A 15759-nucleotide genomic window follows, 5' to 3' on the forward strand; every position below is an offset into this window, starting at 1 on the left:
CTGGCTCGCGTGTTAGCATCCGGGCATGGTCGTCCTGCCCCGCCCTGCCCCATTGCAGTCCGAGCCCTTGACCCTGATGACCGACCGCTGCGTCCAGTGCGGTCTGTGCCTGCCGCATTGTCCGACCTATCGTCTGGACGGCTCCGAAGCGGAATCCCCCCGCGGCCGCATCGCCTACATTCAGGCGGTGACGACCGGTCTGATCGAACCCAGCCCGGTCGGCGACGAGCACCTCGATCACTGCCTCGGCTGCCGCCGCTGCGAAGCCGTCTGCCCGGCCGGCGTGGAATATGGGGAGCTGCTGACCCTGGCTCGCGTCGCCCAACGCCGACGTCGTCCGCTGCCCCTGCCCGATCGCGTCCATTTGGCCCTGCTGGCCCGGCCGGGCTGGCTGGAGGCTCTGCTTCGCCTTCAAGCAGGACTGGTGCCCGATCGCTGGCGCCGACTGCCGTCCCTCCCGCCACGCCAGCCCATGCCGGCGACCACCGGCACCGAAACCGCCGCGATTTTTGTCGGCTGTGTCGCTGACGGCTACGAATCGGCCACGCGGGCGGCTCTGGCCCGCCTGCTCGCAGGCGTTGGCGTCGTCGCCGTTGTTCCGGAAGGACAGACCTGTTGCGGCACCGCCGCCCGGCACGCGGGCTTGCGCGAAGACGCCGAGGCCCTGGCCGCGCGCAATCGCCAGGCGTTTTCGGGCCAGACCCGTCTGCTGACCCTCGCCTCGGGCTGCCATGAGCAGGTGCAAAGCTCGCTGGCCGGGATCGGCCAGATCGAAGACGCCTTGAGCTTCCTGGCGTCCCGCGCCGAGCGCCTGGCGTTCCGGACCGCCGACCGGCGCGTGGCCCTGCATGTGCCCTGCAGCCAGCGCCTGATCCGCTCGGACCTCGCCCTGCGCCAGTTGCTGGCCCGCATTCCGGGACTGGACCTGGTCGAACTCGACGATACCGGCTGCTGCGGCGCGGCCGGTCTGCACATGCTGTCCGAACCCGAACGCGCCGCCGCGCTGCGCGCGCCACTGCTGCAATCGCTCGCACGCAGTGGCGCAAGCGAGCTGCTTTCGGCCAACATCGGTTGCCGTCTGCACCTGGGGGGCGCCAGTCCGATCCCCGTTCGCCATCCTCTCGATTTTCTCGCCGAGCACCTCGCATGAGCTACACCCGCCACTACTCGCCTTTCGACCGCTTGCTGATCGAAGCGCAGCGCGCACTCGGCACCACGGCCGGTCGCGCCATCGCCGAACGCGACAACCCTGGCGCCAAAGAAGCAGATGTCGAAATGGATGAGGGCGCACGACGTCATGCCGCCGGGCTGATGCGCATCAATCACACCGGCGAGGTCTGCGCGCAGGCGCTGTACGTCGGCCAGGCTGCCGTGGCGCGCGATCAAGCCACCCGATCGCAGCTGCTCGCGGCCGCGCAGGAAGAAACCGATCACCTCGCCTGGTGCGCCGACCGCCTGCGCGAACTCGACAGCCGCCCCAGCCTGTTCAACCCGCTGTGGTACGCCGGCAGCTATGCGATCGGTCTCGCTGCGGGTCTGCGCGGTGATGGCTGGAATCTGGGCTTCGTGGTCGAGACCGAACGACAGGTCGAAGCCCATCTGGCCGAACACCTGGAAACGCTGCCGCCGGAAGACCTGCGCAGTCGCGCGATCCTGCAGACGATGAAGGCCGACGAAGCCCGCCATGCCGACCACGCCGAACAGGCCGGCGCGCGCAAACTGCCGCCGCCGATCCCGCGGATGATGGCGCTGAGCTCGGCGATCATGAAGACGGTCGCGTACCGCCTGTGAAACGAAAAACCCCGCTTTCGCGGGGTTTTCGTCACATCGTCGCCGAGGTCAGTCGACCAGGTTGCGTCCGTGGAACAGCTCTTCGATTTCCCGGCGCAGCTGCATCTCGATGCGCTGGCGGTCCTTGAAGCTGAGGTTCTTCGCCTTCTCCTCGAACAGATACGTATCGAGGTCGAATTCCTTCACGTGCATCTTCGTGTGGAAGATGTTTTCCTGGTAGACGTTGACGTCCAGCATCTCGTAGTGACCCTTGATGCCCTTCGACAGGTAATCCTGTATCGAATTGATCTTGTGGTCGATGTAGTGCTTCTTGCCCTTCACGTCACGGGTGAAACCGCGCACGCGGTAGTCCATGACCACGATGTCGGAGTCGAAGCTCTCGATCAGGTAGTTCAGGGCTTTCAGCGGCGAAATGACGCCGCAGGTGGCGACATCGATGTCCGCGCGGAACGTCGCGATGCCGTTGTGCGGGTGCGTTTCCGGATAGGTGTGCACGGTGATGTGCGACTTGTCCAGGTGCGCCACGACGGCGTCGGAGATGATCTCCTTGCCGGCCGCCTTCTTGTCGATCACCGGCTCTTCCGAGATCAGGATCGTCACCGACGCGCCCTGGGGATCGTAGTCCTGGCGGGCGACGTTGAGGATGTTCGCGCCGATGATATGCGCCACCTCCGTCAGGATCTGGGTCAGGCGCTCGGCGTTGTACACCTCGTCGATGTACTCGATATAGCGCTTGCGCTGCTCTTCCGAGACCGCGTAGCAGACGTCGTAGATGTTGAAGCTCAGGGCCTTGGTGAGGTTGTTGAAACCCTGAAGCCGCAGGCGCGGCAGTGGCTTGACCACGGCGGTAATCCTCGATGGGGCGGGTGGCGGACGGGCGCGCATTATCGGGCAAACCGCCCCCCGGGGGAACCTCGCAGGTTGCTCTCCGGACGGCGGCATTGCTGCGAATCCCGTCACAGCCTAAGCTTGAGCCACTTCGCACTATTCAGGTTCAGACATGCCCCCGAACCGGACTTCGCTCAGCGAGCCCTTCCATCGCGTTCCCGTGGTCAGCCCGCTGGCGCTCGACGCCGTCTCCCTGAGTCATTTTCTCGACCAGTGCCACCGGCGCCGCCACCCTACGCGCAGCGACATCTTCCGCCCGGGCGACCCGGCGAACACCCTGTATTACGTCGTGAGTGGGTCGCTGAGCATCATCAGCGAAGAGTCCGATGGTCGCGAGCTGGTGCTGGGTTACATCAATGCCGGCGACTTCATCGGCGAGATGGGACTGTATGTCGTGGCCGAACACCGCGAAGTCCTGCTGCGCACGCGCACGCCCTGCGAGCTGGCCGAACTGAGCTATGACCGCCTGCACCAGCTGTTCGCCGGCTCCCTGTCGGCGGAATGCCCGAAGATCCTGTATGCGATCGGCGCGCAGCTGTCCAAGCGCCTGCTCGACACCAGCCGCAAGGCCAGTCGCCTGGCGTTCCTGGACGTGACCGGCCGCATCATCCGCACGCTGAACGACCTGTGCCACGAACCGGATGCGATGTCGCACCCGCAGGGCACACAGATCCGCGTCTCGCGCCAGGAGCTGGCGCGCATCGTCGGCTGCTCGCGCGAGATGGCCGGACGCGTGCTCAAGCAACTGCAGATCGACGGCAAGCTGCACGCCCGCGGCAAGACCATCGTCGTCTACGGAACCCGCTGACGCGGCTGCCGGTCATGGGCAGCGCCAACAAGCCTGGCCAACTGAACCCGCTGATCCGGGCCGTCGCCGATGACGATGCGCTCGCGGTCAGCCAATTGCTCGGCGTCCTGGGCTACCCCTGCGACGAAACCGAAGCGGCGACGCGCCTCAAGGCCCTGGCCGACGACCCCGACCAGCGTCTGCTGGTCGCCGACCTGCATGGCGGCCTGCTGGGCCTGGTCTGCTACGACCTCATGTACTACCTGCCACTCGGCGCGATCACCTGTCGCATCACCGCCCTGGCGATCGCCGACACCGCCCAGCGCCGCGGCATCGGCCGCGCGCTGCTGCGCGAGGCTGAGGCGCGCGCCCGGGTTGCCGGTGCCGCGCGCATCGAGCTCACCACGGCCAACCATCGCAACGAGGCTCACGAGTTCTACCGGGCCTGCGGCTACAGCGAAAGCGCCCTGCGTTTCGTAAAAAGGCTCGGAGACGCCTGAGATGAGCCTGCGCCGGCGCACCCTGCTGATCGGCCTGCTGCTGATGCTGGTGACTGCGGTGGCCGTGCACCTGGTGCAATACCACGTCGTCTATCCGCGCTTCCTCGAGCTCGAGCGCGAGCAGGCGCGACGCAATGCCGAGCTCGTGTTCGAAGTCGTGAACCGCGAGCTCGCCCTGGTCGCGCCGCAGGCACAGGACTGGGGCTACTGGGACGCGACCTACAGCTACATGGGCGGCACCAATCCCACCTATGAAACCGTCGAGCTCATTCCGAGCGGCCAGCAAAGTCTCGGCTGCCAGATACTCGCCTACTACGACAACCTGGGACGCCGCGTTTGGTCGCGCGGCCTGGACCTGGACAAGCTCACGCCACTCGACATCGATGCCTTCCGTGGCGATCGCCTGCCGATCAATTCGCCACTGCTCGCTGAAGGGGACGCACCGCAGACGCGCGCCGGCCTCATCGACACCAATCTTGGCCTGATGTTCGTCACCTCCGCGCCGGTGCTCAGCGGCGCCCGCACTGGACCGCGCCGCGGCACGGTGATCATGGGTCGCCTGTTCGAAATCGACGCGATCCGCCAGATCGCCGACCAGAATCACCTGCAATTCGAGATCGCACCGCCGCTCGACCAGCAGACGCGTGGGCCACGCCTGGAAGTCGATCGCGTGCACGTCGCGCATGGCGATCTGCGCATGGAAAACGTCGGCAACACCACCCGCGTCACCGCCGTCGTGTTCGACATCAACGGTCGCCCGGTGCGCGACATCAGCGTCATCACACCGCGAGAAATCAGCGCGCGCGGCTGGTCGGCGCTGACCAGTTCGATGACGCTCATGGCGCTGACCGGCCTGGTGATCATGGCGGTGCTCCTGCTGCTGCTCGATCGCGGCGTCGTGCAGCCGCTGCTGCGCCTGACCGAGCTCGCCGGCAAGATCGGCGCCGACGAGAACAACAACGCCCGCCTGAAGTTCGAACGCGAGGACGAAATCGGCGAGCTCGCCGACGAATTCGACCGCATGCTCGACCGCCTCGCCGATACCCGCCATCGGCTGTTCAACGAAAGCTATCGCACGGGTGCCTACGAAATGGCCGGCGGCGTCATCGCCGATCTGCGCAAGTCGCTCGAGCCCCTCAAGGAACACGTCGACCAGCCGCTGAAACTGCTCGACCGCACGCAGACCGCCGGCATGCAGATGCTCTTGCAGGAACTGTCCACGCCCAACCTGAGCCATCACCGGCACATGGAGATCGTGCAGATGCTGCAGTACCAGACCAACGAGCAGTCAGTGCTGCTGGCCGAAGCGCGCGGCGAGCTGCGCGCGATCCGCAAGAGCCTCGAGCACCTGCAGGGGATCGTCACCGAATACTCGCGCTTCATCACCGGCGGCAACACGCTGCAGGCGGTGGCGGTACGCGAGCTGGTCGAACACGCGCTGCGCAAACTCGACGACAGCCAGCGGCAGACGCTGACCATCGATCTCGATGGTTCGGTCTACCAGGCGCCACTCGTGCTCGCGGCCCGGGAAGTGCTGCAACAGGTCATCAACCTCATCATCGGCCAGTCCGCCGAAGGGCCGCGTCCGCTCGCGGGCGGGCCGCTGCAGCTGCGCATTACGGCGGGCACGGAGTTCAACCACGGCCGGTCGATGGTGCATTTCCGCTTTGACGACAATCGCCCGCCAGTAAAAACGGACGCGCTCAAGGCCTTGTTCGAACGCGAATGGCGCTTCGGCGACGACGTCGCCGGCCTGAGCCTGCCCTGGGCGGAAAACGTCATCGCCTCGATGGGCGGCAAGCTTTACGCGGAAGCCTCGCAGCCGTTCGACGGCCTGGTCATGCACCTGCTGCTGCCGCGGGCGAAGATCATCGGGGACTGATCCGGCGATCGCTGTCGAGGTCGATCAGGCGAACACCCAGGCCAGTTCCGCGCCGGGATCGGGCGCGCGCATGAAAGCCTCGCCGACCAGAAACGCATGCACGTCATTCGCGCGCATCAGGGCCACATCGGCCGGCGTGAAGATGCCGCTTTCGGTGACCAGCAGACGATCCTTGGGCACCGCGCTGCGCATCGCCAGCGTCGTGTCGAGCGTGACTTCGAACGTGCGCAGGTTGCGGTTGTTGATGCCGACCAGAGGCGCGGGAATCTGAAGGGTTCGTTCGAGCTCGTCGATGTCGTGCACTTCCACGAGCACGTCCATGCCCAGATCCAGCGCCAGATGCGACAGCTCGGCGAGCGAGGCATCGCCTAGCGCGGACACGATCAGCAGGATGCAGTCGGCGCCGAGCGTGCGCGCCTCGTAGACCTGGTAGGGATCGATGGTGAAATCCTTGCGCAGCACCGGCAAGGCGCAGGCTGCACGCGCCTGCTGCAGATAGGCATCCGCGCCCTGGAAAAAATCGACGTCGGTGAGCACCGACAGACAGGCGGCGCCGCCGCGTTCGTAGCTCGCGGCGATCTGCGCCGGATGAAAATCCGGGCGGATCACGCCCTTGCTCGGACTGGCCTTCTTGATCTCGGCGATGACGGCGGGACGACCGGCCGCGATGCGCGCCTGCAACGCTGCGGCAAAGCCGCGCGTCGCCGGCAGGTCGGCGCAGCGCGCCGACAGTTCGGGCAAGGGCACGCGCGCGGCGCGCTCGCGGATCTCCTCGACCTTGCGCGCGAGGATGGCCTGCAAGATGTCGCTCATTCGCGCACTCCGCGCGGACCGGCATACGCCCGTTCGACGCGTGCCACGCGCAGTTCGAAATGTTCGTACCACTCCAGGCGACCGCGCTGCCGGGCATCGGCGTGTTCGGCGTTCTGCTTCCAGTGTTTGATCGCCGCCTCGCTTTCCCAGTAGCTCACGGTGATGCCGAAACCGTCTTCCCCGCGCAGGCTTTCGACACCGAGAAACCCGGGCTGCTCACGCGCAAGTTCGACCATGCGGTCGGAGGTCTCGGCGTAGCCCTTGTCGTCGCGATTGCGCAAGGACGCGAAGATCACGGCGTAATAAGGCGGATCGGGAGTCAGCGCGAAACGATCGCTCATGGTTCACCTGGTTGGAAAGATTGCGCCAGCGCACGCGTGGTGGTGACGTAGTGATCGAGCTTCGCGCGGGCCGCCCCGGTATCGATGGCGATGCGCGCCTTGGCGATGCCCTCGTCGATCGAGACGGCGACATCGGCCGCATACAGCGCCGCACCGGCGTTGAGCAGCACGATGTCGCGCGCCGGTCCCGCGCGGCCGTCGAGCACGCCGAGCACCATCGCCTGCGATTCGGCCGGGCTGTCGACGCGCAGGCTGCGCAGATCGGCCATCGGAATGCCGAATTCGCCGGGCAGCAGCTCGTATTCGTGCACCTCGTCGTCGCGCAACTCGGCGACCATGGTGCCGCCATTGAGCGTGATTTCGTCGAGGCCGTCGCGGCCGTGCACGACCAGGGCGCGCTTGGCGCCCAGACGCTGCAGCACGCGCGCCTGGATGCCGACGAGATCGGCATGGAATACACCCATGAGGATATTCGGCGCACCGGCGGGATTGGTCAGCGGCCCGAGGATGTTGAAGATCGTGCGCACGCCCAATTCCTTGCGCACCGGTGCGACGTTCTTCATCGCCGGATGGTGGATCGGCGCGAACATGAAACCGAAGCCGGTCTCGGCCAGGCATTGCGCGACCTGCGCGGGTTGCAGCTCGATGGCTGCGCCCAGCGCCTCCAGCACGTCGGCACTGCCGGACTTGGACGAGACGCTGCGGTTGCCGTGCTTGGCGACCTTGGCGCCGGCCGCGGCGCAGACGAACATCGCCGTCGTGGAGATATTGAAGGTATGGGCACCGTCGCCGCCGGTGCCGACGATGTCGACGAAGTTGCGGTTGTCCGGCACTTCCACGCGCGCGCAGAATTCGCGCATGACCTGCGCGGCGCCGGCGATCTCGCCGATGGTTTCCTTCTTCACACGCAGGCCGGTCAGGATCGCCGCGGTCATCACCGGCGAGACGTCGCCGCTCATGATCTGGCGCATCAGGTCGACCATCTCGTCCACGAAGATCTCGCGATGGACGATGACGCGCTGCAGGGCTTCTTGGGGCGTGATGGGCATGGGGTGGCTTGTCTGTTTGAGCTTGCGCATGTGGGAGCGGACCTGGCCGCGAACGGCGATTCAATCCGCCGAAGTCGTGTCCAATTCGCCCTAGACCGTCGTCCCCAGGAAATTCCGCAACATGTCATGCCCATGCTGCGTCAGGATCGACTCGGGATGGAACTGCACGCCTTCGACCGCCAGCGTCTTGTGCCGAAGGCCCATGATCTCGTCGAACTCGCCCTCGTCGGTTTCCGTCCAGGCGGTGATCTCCAGGCAGTCGGGCAAGGACGCGCGCTCGACCACGAGCGAGTGATAGCGCGTCGCCTCGAACGTCTCGGGCAGGCCGGCGAACACGCCGACGCCCGTATGCCGGATCGCCGACGTCTTGCCGTGCATGATCGTCTTGGCGCGCACGACCTTGCCGCCGAAGGCCTGGCCCAGGCTCTGGTGACCCAGGCAAACCCCGAGAATCGGCACGGTCCCCGACAGCTTCTCGAGAATCTCCAGCGACACACCCGCCTCGTTCGGCGTGCACGGCCCGGGCGAAATCACGATGCGCTCGGGCTTGAGCGCGGCAATCGCCTTGACACTCAGCGCGTCATTGCGCACGACGCGCACCTCCTGCCCCAGCTCGCCGAAATACTGCACGAGGTTGTAGGTGAAGGAGTCGTAGTTGTCGATCATCAGAAGCATCTGTTCTTCCGTCCGCGCGTCAGGGGCCCCGCCAAGGATACGGCTGCGGCAAACATATCAGTCGCCGTGCGGCCAGGTTGGATTTTAGCCGACTTGTTGGTACGCCCCCCGTTGCCCCGTCGGCCGATGCGGACGACAACCAAAAAAAGCCCGCCGAAGCGGGCTTTTCATTGTTCAAGCAGTGACCCGGTCCCACGGGCTAGGCTGCGATCAGAACCCCGTCGCCGTCACATTGCAGGTCAGCGTGATCGCGATATTGCCCGTGGTCGGGAACGTGGGAATCGCGACGCCCGCCTGCAGCGAGGCGATCGGCACGGCGACCCCGGCGCCGTTGACCGCGCCACCGGGGCATTGCGCGCCGCCGGTCGCGGTGCAGACCGCGGTCGTGCAGTTCAGGCCGGGCACACCGCCGGCGTCGCGCACGATCGCACCGTTGGCCGAGGCCGGGCCGGCATTGGTCACGTTGATCGTGTAGGTCGCCGTGCTGCCGGTCAGGCGCGTCACCACGCCGTCGTCCTTGGTGATGCCCAGGTTGGCGCGCGTCGTGTAGCACACGCGCACCGAGCCATTGCGGCCGCTGCCGCCGCCGTTGGTGCCCGCGGTGAGCGTCGGGGTCGTCGCGGTCGCACCGACGAACGAGCCGCCGCCACCGGGAAGTGCGCCTTCCGGACCGCCGCCGCCGCCGGAGTAGCCGCCACCGCCGCCGCTTTCGCGATGATCCGAGCCGCCACCGCCACAAAGTCCGAAGCCGCCGCGCGCACCGTCGCTGGTTCCGTCGGTGGGATCGCGCAGACCAGCCGTACCGCCGGCTGCACCGGCGATCGAGCATTGGCCGCCGCCGCTGGGGCCGCGATGGGCCGGCGCCGTGGCCGCGACGTCGTCGCTCGAGCCGCCCGCTGAGTTGAAACCACCGCCGCCCGCGCCGCCGTCGCCGGTCTGGCAGGCCTGCGTGGGCGAGCCGAGTTCGCCGTTTTCGCCGCCCGCCCCACCGGTACCGCCGAGGCCGCCGAGCGTGCAATCGCCGCCGGCAGGATTGCCGCCGTTGCCGCCGTTGTTGGTCGCGGTACCGCCGCCGCCGGCGCCGGTATTGTCGTCGCCGCCGCCACCACCGGCGATCACCGCCAGCGCCGCCGCGAGATACGCACCGGACGCACCGCCGCCGCCCGCTTCGAGGTCGCCGCCCGGAGGCGCTTCACCGGCGATGATCGTGAACACCTGCCCCGCGGTTACCGCGAAGGTGCCTTCGGCCTGCGCACCGGCACCACCGGCAAAAGCGGCATCGGTGTTGGCGCCGCCGTCCGCGCCGACCGCGATGATGCGCACGGCCGAGACGTTCGCCGGCACCACGAAAGTCGTGGGCGCGCCGGTGTAGGAAAACAGTTGCGTGGTTTCCAGCGCGGCCGGACAGGTCGTGACGACCTGCGCGAACGACAGCGCCGGCAGCATCGCCAGCGCAAGCGCCGCAACGATCACGCGACGCGGGCACCGGACCGAAGTTTTCATCGAGGACACATCGTCGAAGAGGCGCATGCGTTTCTCAGTAGGTACCGTTGATATTGAGGAACCAGCCCTTCTGATCGAAATCGATGATCGTCAGGTTGTCGCTGAAGCTGGTGAAGTTGTAGCCCAGGCCGACGCGGAAGTTCTCGCTGACATGACGGTCGACGCCGATGAGCCAGCCCTTGCGCAGGCTGTCGTCCTGCTGCACGTCGAGGAAGCGGTATTCCGCCAGCGCATCCCATTTGTAGTGCGTCTGGAAGCGCGCCTGCACCGAACCGAAGTTCGCCGTGCTGTCGAACCAGTCGCCGGTATTGCGCGACAGACGGGCATCGCCTTCGCGACGCGCGACCTTGCCGGCGAATTCCCAGGCGGCATTCGCGCGGTAGATGCCTTCGAACGAGGCCACCTTCGAGCGCTGGTCGTAATCGGTCAGACCGTCCTGGCCCAGGCTGTTGACGTCGTACAGATAGGTCAGCTTGCCGAGCAGGTTCCAGCGATCGTCGAGGGCCGGGCGATAGGAAAAGCCCAGGTTGCTCTCGATGAAGCGCGCATTGGCGACCGGATCGAGCGCGTCCTTGGTATCGCCGAAGTTCACGCGGCCGGCGATGCGCCAGTCGTCGTTGATCTTGTAGAACAGGCGGTTGGTCGACACCCACTGCTTGCGATCGGCAATGCCGGTGTCGCGACGGAACTCGACCTTGCTGTTCCAGGTCGTCGCCGACGAGGTGTAACCGCCGTTGACGCTGATCGCACGACGATCGGTGGTGCCGAGCGCGCTTTCCAGCTCGCCCTTCTGCAGGGTGAAGCCGAGGTTCCAGTTCAGCGCCGGATAGAAGTCCATGCCGAAGGTGTGCGCGATGCCACTTTCCTCGCGCTGCTTGAGGAACTGACTCTCGTTGAACAGGTTGACCTGACTCGAGATGCGCCAACGCTGGCCGACCGTGAGGCCGGACGGCGACCGCGTGCCGAACAACGGATCGGCCGCCGTGCGGTCGGTCGAATACCTGTAGCCGGCATACAGGGAATGCTCGGGCGTCAGGCGCCACTCGCCGTTGAGCGTGACCGCGTCGCCACGATCGCCACTGCTGATTTCCGCACCGATCGAGGACAGGTTGCCGAACAGGTATTTCGTGCCGAGCGTGTACAGGTCGTTGCCGGCGTACGCGCCGCTGTCGTCGTCGATCGTGAGCTGGGCGATGCCGTAGACATCGAGCGCGGTGCCGAAACGGTGCGTGTAGCGCAGGGCCGCGAGCGTGCCGCTGGCGTCGACGCCGCTGCGGGTTTCGGTGACCCGGCGCAGTTCGGCGCTGAATTCCGAATTTTCCTGCACGCGCCATTGCATCAGTACCTGCAGCTGTTCGATGCCATCGGTGCCGCGCGTGGTGTCGCTGTAGCGGCCGCTGAGGCGGATCGCTTCGGTCAGCTGGCCGGCGAACTCGGCACCGGTCTCGCGGATCGGCAGACCGAAATCGTTGCGCGCAACGGAGAAACCGGCGTCGACATCGCGCCACCAGGCGGCGGCAGTCCAGTCGCGCGCGGTCCAGCCGAGCTCCTGGAAGTTCACGCGTGCTTCGGCGCTGCGGGCCTCGCCTTCGCGATCGACCGAGGTGACCGGGTTGAGCTGGGTGAAACTCAGGCCGCCGTCGTTGGAGAAGAACACGGGGGCACTCGTGGCCTGGCTGCGCGCCTGCTCAAGTTTGAGATAGGTGCCCTTGCCGGCCTGGAACGTCAGGTCCGCGCCGCGCAGACCGTAGTCGTCGCCCGAGCGGTTTTCGTCGACGTACGTCGCGCCGATCGCGACGTGTTCGCCCAGCCAGGTGCGACCCTGCACGCCGCCGCTGAACTGGTCGACGGTGAAGTCGGTGGGGACGAATTCGTAGTCGGCCAGCAGCCGGCTTTCGAAGCCGTCGAGCGGCGCGTCGCGGATGATGCTGGGCACGTTGTCGCGGACGATCTGCGCCAAAGGACGCGTCAACAGCAGGCGGCCCTGCAATTCGTCGATGTCGTAGTCGACATCGCGCAGCAGCGTCTTGCGCACTTCCACGCGGCCGGTCGTGCGATCGCGCACTTCCAGCACCACGCTGTCCGACCCGGGCAGCAGGTCGAGATGACGCAGGTAGTACAGGCTGCCGCCGGTGCCGATGAATTCACTGTGGCCCAGGGCGGTCTGCGCTTCGGAGCCGAACGCGCGCACGGTGGTGCGCGGCTCGCCGAGCGCGGTGCTACCGTGGCTGCGCCAGTTCAGCGCGGCGCCGTAGAGGCTGCGCACATACTGGCCGTATTCGTTGCCGGTGAAGCCGGTCGTGAAATTACCCCAGAGGGCCTGGTTCTTGTCCCAGTCGACGCGAACATAGAGCTTGCCCTGCGAATCGGTGTCGCGGTACGTCGTCGAATCGTCGCCATAGACCGGGTAGTACTGGTCGGGATCGAGACGCCGGAAGACGTCGCGCGCATCGGGCTCGAGGAAGCCGTTGAACAGCTGCTTCACTTCCCGCTCGTGCGTGTCGGCCTGCGCGGTGACCAGATACTTTCCGCGCACCTTGCCCTTGAGATAGAACGCCAGGCGACCTTCGCTCAGGAAGCCGTCGTACTTGTCGTCGATGCCGACCGGCACCACGGCACCGCTGACAGAGTTGTCGGAAATCGTGACATCGGCGAGCGCGACCAGGAACAGATAGCGACCGGTGACATCCATGTCGAGCGCTTCGTGCCGGCTGCGGCCCTTGTCGACGATCTCGACATCGATCGGATGCGGACCGACCGGCAGCAGGTATTCGGCGACGAACTTGCGTTCCTGGTCGATCGGCAGGCTTTCGCCATTGATGCGGACCGTCATGTCTTTCGGAATCGACTCGCCGCGAACGCGCACGGTCGAGCCGTACACCGCGATGTTCTGGATGCGCAGGGAATTGCGGCCGTAAGTCTGCTGCAGCTGCAGACGGCTTTCGAGCGCATCCGCATCCAGACCGCTGAGCGTGGAGTCTGCCGAGTTGAGCAGCTGTTGTTGCTGGCGCTTGAGGTCTTCCGGGCGCACGAGCTGGATGCGCTGCGGCGCGGTTTCGTCGAAGCTGCCGTCGGCGGCGATCACACGCGCCACATATTGCAGGTCATCGCCCTGGCGCAGATTCAGTCCGGCCGGGAGGACGCCGTCCCATTTCAGGTCGCCGACGTTCTGCACCGGCAATGCCAGCGTTACCAGGGGCGCGACCAGATCGGCGTCGGTACCCTTGAAGATGCGCAGTTCGATCTTCTGCGCGAACGCGGCGTAGTTGGTGTAGCTGTGGAAGCTCACCGGTTCGACGATGCGGCCGTCTTCGAACGCCGCCAGGGAATTGCTGCTGACGGTGAACGAAGGCCGCGCGAGTTGCGGGTCCTCGGTCGCCCAGATCAGGCCGCCATTGGGCAGATCGATCGGACGCGAGCCGGTGACCGTGTGTGCGGGCACGATGTGCTGGATGTCGACGCGGCGCTGCTGGCGCAGGGCCTCGGCCGAAGGATCCTTCGACTCGGTTTCGCCGCGGCTGAGGATGCGGATCACCGGCTTGCCGTCGATGCTGCAGGCGTCTTTTCCGCACTCCATCGCCGCCTGCGTTTCGGCGGCATCCTGCGCGAACGCCGGCAGGGCGAGACCGCCCAGCAGCGCGATCAGGGTGAGATCGAGCAATTTGCGTGCCGGCCGGCCACGCGCAGGCGCGACCGAGCAGGACCGGATCAGGGCCGGGTCAAGGCGTTTCATTTCTGTACTCCCGGCACATCGCTGGCGCCTTCCACTTCCACTTGCAATCCTGCCCTGGCTTCGGGGCTGAGCTTGGCCGCGACTTGCGCGTAGACGGCGCGAGCGCGGCGCAGCGACAGCGCCTGGTTGTATTCGTCACTGCCGCGCAGGTCGGCGTAACCGGTGATCCGGATCACGCCACCCTTCGCCGCTTCGATGGTCTGCACGATGCGGTCGATGGTCTCCGCGAACTCCGGCTTCACCGTATCGCGATCGGTGTCGAACATCACCTGACCCAGACTCAGCGTCTGCGCCTCGACCACGGTCTGCGTCGGCTCGCTCGGCGCCTGCTTCGGACGCTGCGGCAGTTTGACGCCGAAGTCGAAGCGCACCGGCAGGCCCGGGGTCACGCGGCGCAGCAGCGGGTTTTCGGTGGTGAACACCGAACCCTGCGGCAGCGTCGCGGCATCGACCTTCACGACGAAGTTCTGACCGCGCATCTGGTTGGACAGGGTCAGGCCTTCGATGTGGTAGCGACCCTGCGAGTCGGTCTCGGTCACGAGGCCTTCGACGGTCGCCAGGCGCACGCCCGGGATGCCGCGCTCGCCTTCATCCTGCCAGCCGTCGCCGTCCTGGTCGTCGAACACCTTGCCGAGAATGCGTGCCTGCTCGGTATCCGGATCGCTGCCCGAGGTCGCCGTGACCGTCGCCGCCGCGGTGTTGGACACCGCCACGCCGCCCTGGAACACGGTGGCCTTGTTGACGTACTCGCCGGCCGGCAGACCGGCACTGACGCGCAGCAGGTAGCGGATCGTCGCCGTGCCGCCAACCGGGATATCGATGCCCGAGAACGTGATCGGGCCGGTGCCGCTGGCCGAACCCGCGTTGTCGGTGTCGACGATGACCACGCTACCGGCGACGAAGTTGAAGCCCGCGGGCGGCGTATCGACGACCTGCGCACCGATGACCGGCACGGCGCCGATATTGGTGACGGTCAGCGTGTAGTTGACCAGCATGCCCGCCGAGACCTGCGTCGGGCCGACCGCCTTCTGGATGCGCAGCTTGTTCGGCACCGGTGTGGAAGTCAGCGTGACCGTCGCGGTGTCGCAGTCGCCGTCGGCATCGCAGACCTGGTAGTCGAACGTGTCGGTGCCCACGAAGCCGGGGTTCGGCGTGTAGGTGAAGCTGCCGTCCGGATTGAAGACCAGCGAACCGTTGGCCGGGCCGGTGCCAGGAACCAGCGTGTAGGTGCTGCCCAGGTTGCCCGGGGTGTCGTTGGTCGAGACGTTGCCCGGAATCGGCGTGCTCTCGGTGCCGGTGAAGGTGTCGTCGACCGCAACCGGTGCGATGTCGCCCAAGGTGACCGTCACCGTGACCGTGGTCGTGGTGCAGTTGGTCGGATTGAGGATTTCGCAGATCTGGTAAACGATCGTGAACACGCCACCGGGCGTGCCCGGCGAAACCGTAACGATGCCCGTGGCCGGATCGAGATTGACGCCCGGGTTGGTCGTGGAGATCTGCGTGATCACCACCGTCGCCAAGGTCGCCGGCGCGCCGTTGAGCGTGTCGTTGACCAGCACGTCGGGCACCGCGATGCCGCCAACGCCGCCGTCGGGCACCGTACCGGCATCGGGCGTGGCGACGATCGTCGCCGCACCGACGATCACCGTTACCGTCGCCGGATCGCAGTTGGTCGGGTTCAGCTGTTCGCAGATCTGGTAAACGATCGTGTACGTCGCCGCCGGCGTACCCGGAGCCACGGTCACTTCGCCCGTCGCCGGATTCAGCACCACGCCCGGGTTCGTTGCCGGCGTGATC

General features: G+C 66.5%; 13 protein-coding genes. 5 read left to right on the forward strand and 8 right to left on the reverse strand.

The window, feature by feature from the left end; all coding sequences use genetic code 11:
• Nucleotides 1-76: 76 nt before the first annotated feature.
• A complete protein-coding gene (locus tag G467_RS16820; RefSeq protein ID WP_051130480.1) occupies nucleotides 77-1150 on the forward strand; it encodes a (Fe-S)-binding protein in 1074 nt (357 codons plus the stop codon).
• Complete coding sequence (gene coq7, locus G467_RS0112980; protein ID WP_022970175.1) at nucleotides 1147-1791, forward strand: 2-polyprenyl-3-methyl-6-methoxy-1,4-benzoquinone monooxygenase; 645 nt, start codon at nucleotides 1147-1149, stop codon at nucleotides 1789-1791. Before G467_RS16820 ends, coq7 begins: the two co-directional genes overlap by 4 nt.
• A 48-nt stretch (nucleotides 1792-1839) precedes the next feature.
• Here the strand turns inward: coq7 and speD are convergent, their stop codons facing one another.
• Nucleotides 1840-2634: an adenosylmethionine decarboxylase gene (speD, locus tag G467_RS0112985; RefSeq protein WP_022970176.1), complete on the reverse strand. Its 795-nt coding sequence runs from the start codon at nucleotides 2632-2634 to the stop codon at nucleotides 1840-1842.
• 157 nt (nucleotides 2635-2791) lie between these two features.
• On the opposite strand from speD, the gene crp reads away from it, so the two are divergent.
• The 3 genes from crp to G467_RS0113000 are packed head-to-tail and all read left to right on the forward strand — an operon-like array spanning nucleotide 2792 to nucleotide 5848.
• The gene (crp, locus tag G467_RS0112990) at nucleotides 2792-3487 is read left to right on the forward strand and encodes a cAMP-activated global transcriptional regulator CRP (RefSeq protein WP_022970177.1); all 696 of its coding nucleotides are present in this window, start codon (nucleotides 2792-2794) and stop codon (nucleotides 3485-3487) included.
• A 14-nt stretch (nucleotides 3488-3501) separates the two neighbouring features.
• A complete protein-coding gene (locus tag G467_RS0112995) occupies nucleotides 3502-3966 on the forward strand; it encodes a GNAT family N-acetyltransferase (protein WP_022970178.1) in 465 nt (154 codons plus the stop codon).
• 1 nt (nucleotide 3967) lies between these two features.
• A complete protein-coding gene (locus G467_RS0113000; protein ID WP_022970179.1) occupies nucleotides 3968-5848 on the forward strand; it encodes a CHASE4 domain-containing protein in 1881 nt (626 codons plus the stop codon).
• Nucleotides 5849-5872: 24 nt separating this feature from the next.
• On the opposite strand, the gene trpC is transcribed toward G467_RS0113000, so the two are convergent.
• The 7 genes from trpC to G467_RS0113035 form a co-directional block, all read right to left on the reverse strand.
• Nucleotides 5873-6661, reverse strand: a complete 789-nt coding sequence (gene trpC / locus G467_RS0113005) for an indole-3-glycerol phosphate synthase TrpC (protein ID WP_022970180.1) — start codon at nucleotides 6659-6661, stop codon at nucleotides 5873-5875.
• Complete coding sequence (locus G467_RS0113010; RefSeq protein ID WP_022970181.1) at nucleotides 6658-7002, reverse strand: antibiotic biosynthesis monooxygenase family protein; 345 nt, start codon at nucleotides 7000-7002, stop codon at nucleotides 6658-6660. The genes trpC and G467_RS0113010 overlap by 4 nt, the downstream gene beginning before the upstream one ends.
• A complete protein-coding gene (gene trpD / locus G467_RS0113015) occupies nucleotides 6999-8051 on the reverse strand; it encodes an anthranilate phosphoribosyltransferase (RefSeq protein ID WP_022970182.1) in 1053 nt (350 codons plus the stop codon). The genes G467_RS0113010 and trpD overlap by 4 nt, the downstream gene beginning before the upstream one ends.
• 90 nt (nucleotides 8052-8141) lie before the next feature.
• Nucleotides 8142-8726, reverse strand: a complete 585-nt coding sequence (locus tag G467_RS0113020) for an anthranilate synthase component II (RefSeq protein WP_022970183.1) — start codon at nucleotides 8724-8726, stop codon at nucleotides 8142-8144.
• A gap of 210 nt (nucleotides 8727-8936) precedes the next feature.
• On the reverse strand, nucleotides 8937-10256 hold the full coding sequence (locus G467_RS17635) for a hypothetical protein (protein WP_022970184.1): 1320 nt from the start codon (nucleotides 10254-10256) through the stop codon (nucleotides 8937-8939).
• A gap of 7 nt (nucleotides 10257-10263) precedes the next feature.
• Nucleotides 10264-13962 (reverse strand): TonB-dependent receptor, encoded by a 3699-nt coding sequence (locus G467_RS0113030; RefSeq protein WP_022970185.1) that lies wholly within the window; start codon nucleotides 13960-13962, stop codon nucleotides 10264-10266.
• Nucleotides 13959-15759 (reverse strand): Ig-like domain-containing protein (locus G467_RS0113035; protein ID WP_026802676.1); only part of this gene is annotated, 1801 nt, incomplete at its 5' end. The genes G467_RS0113035 and G467_RS0113030, both read right to left, overlap by 4 nt.

The sequence above is a fragment of the Arenimonas oryziterrae DSM 21050 = YC6267 genome, from assembly GCF_000420545.1.
GTDB lineage: Bacteria > Pseudomonadota > Gammaproteobacteria > Xanthomonadales > Xanthomonadaceae > Arenimonas > Arenimonas oryziterrae.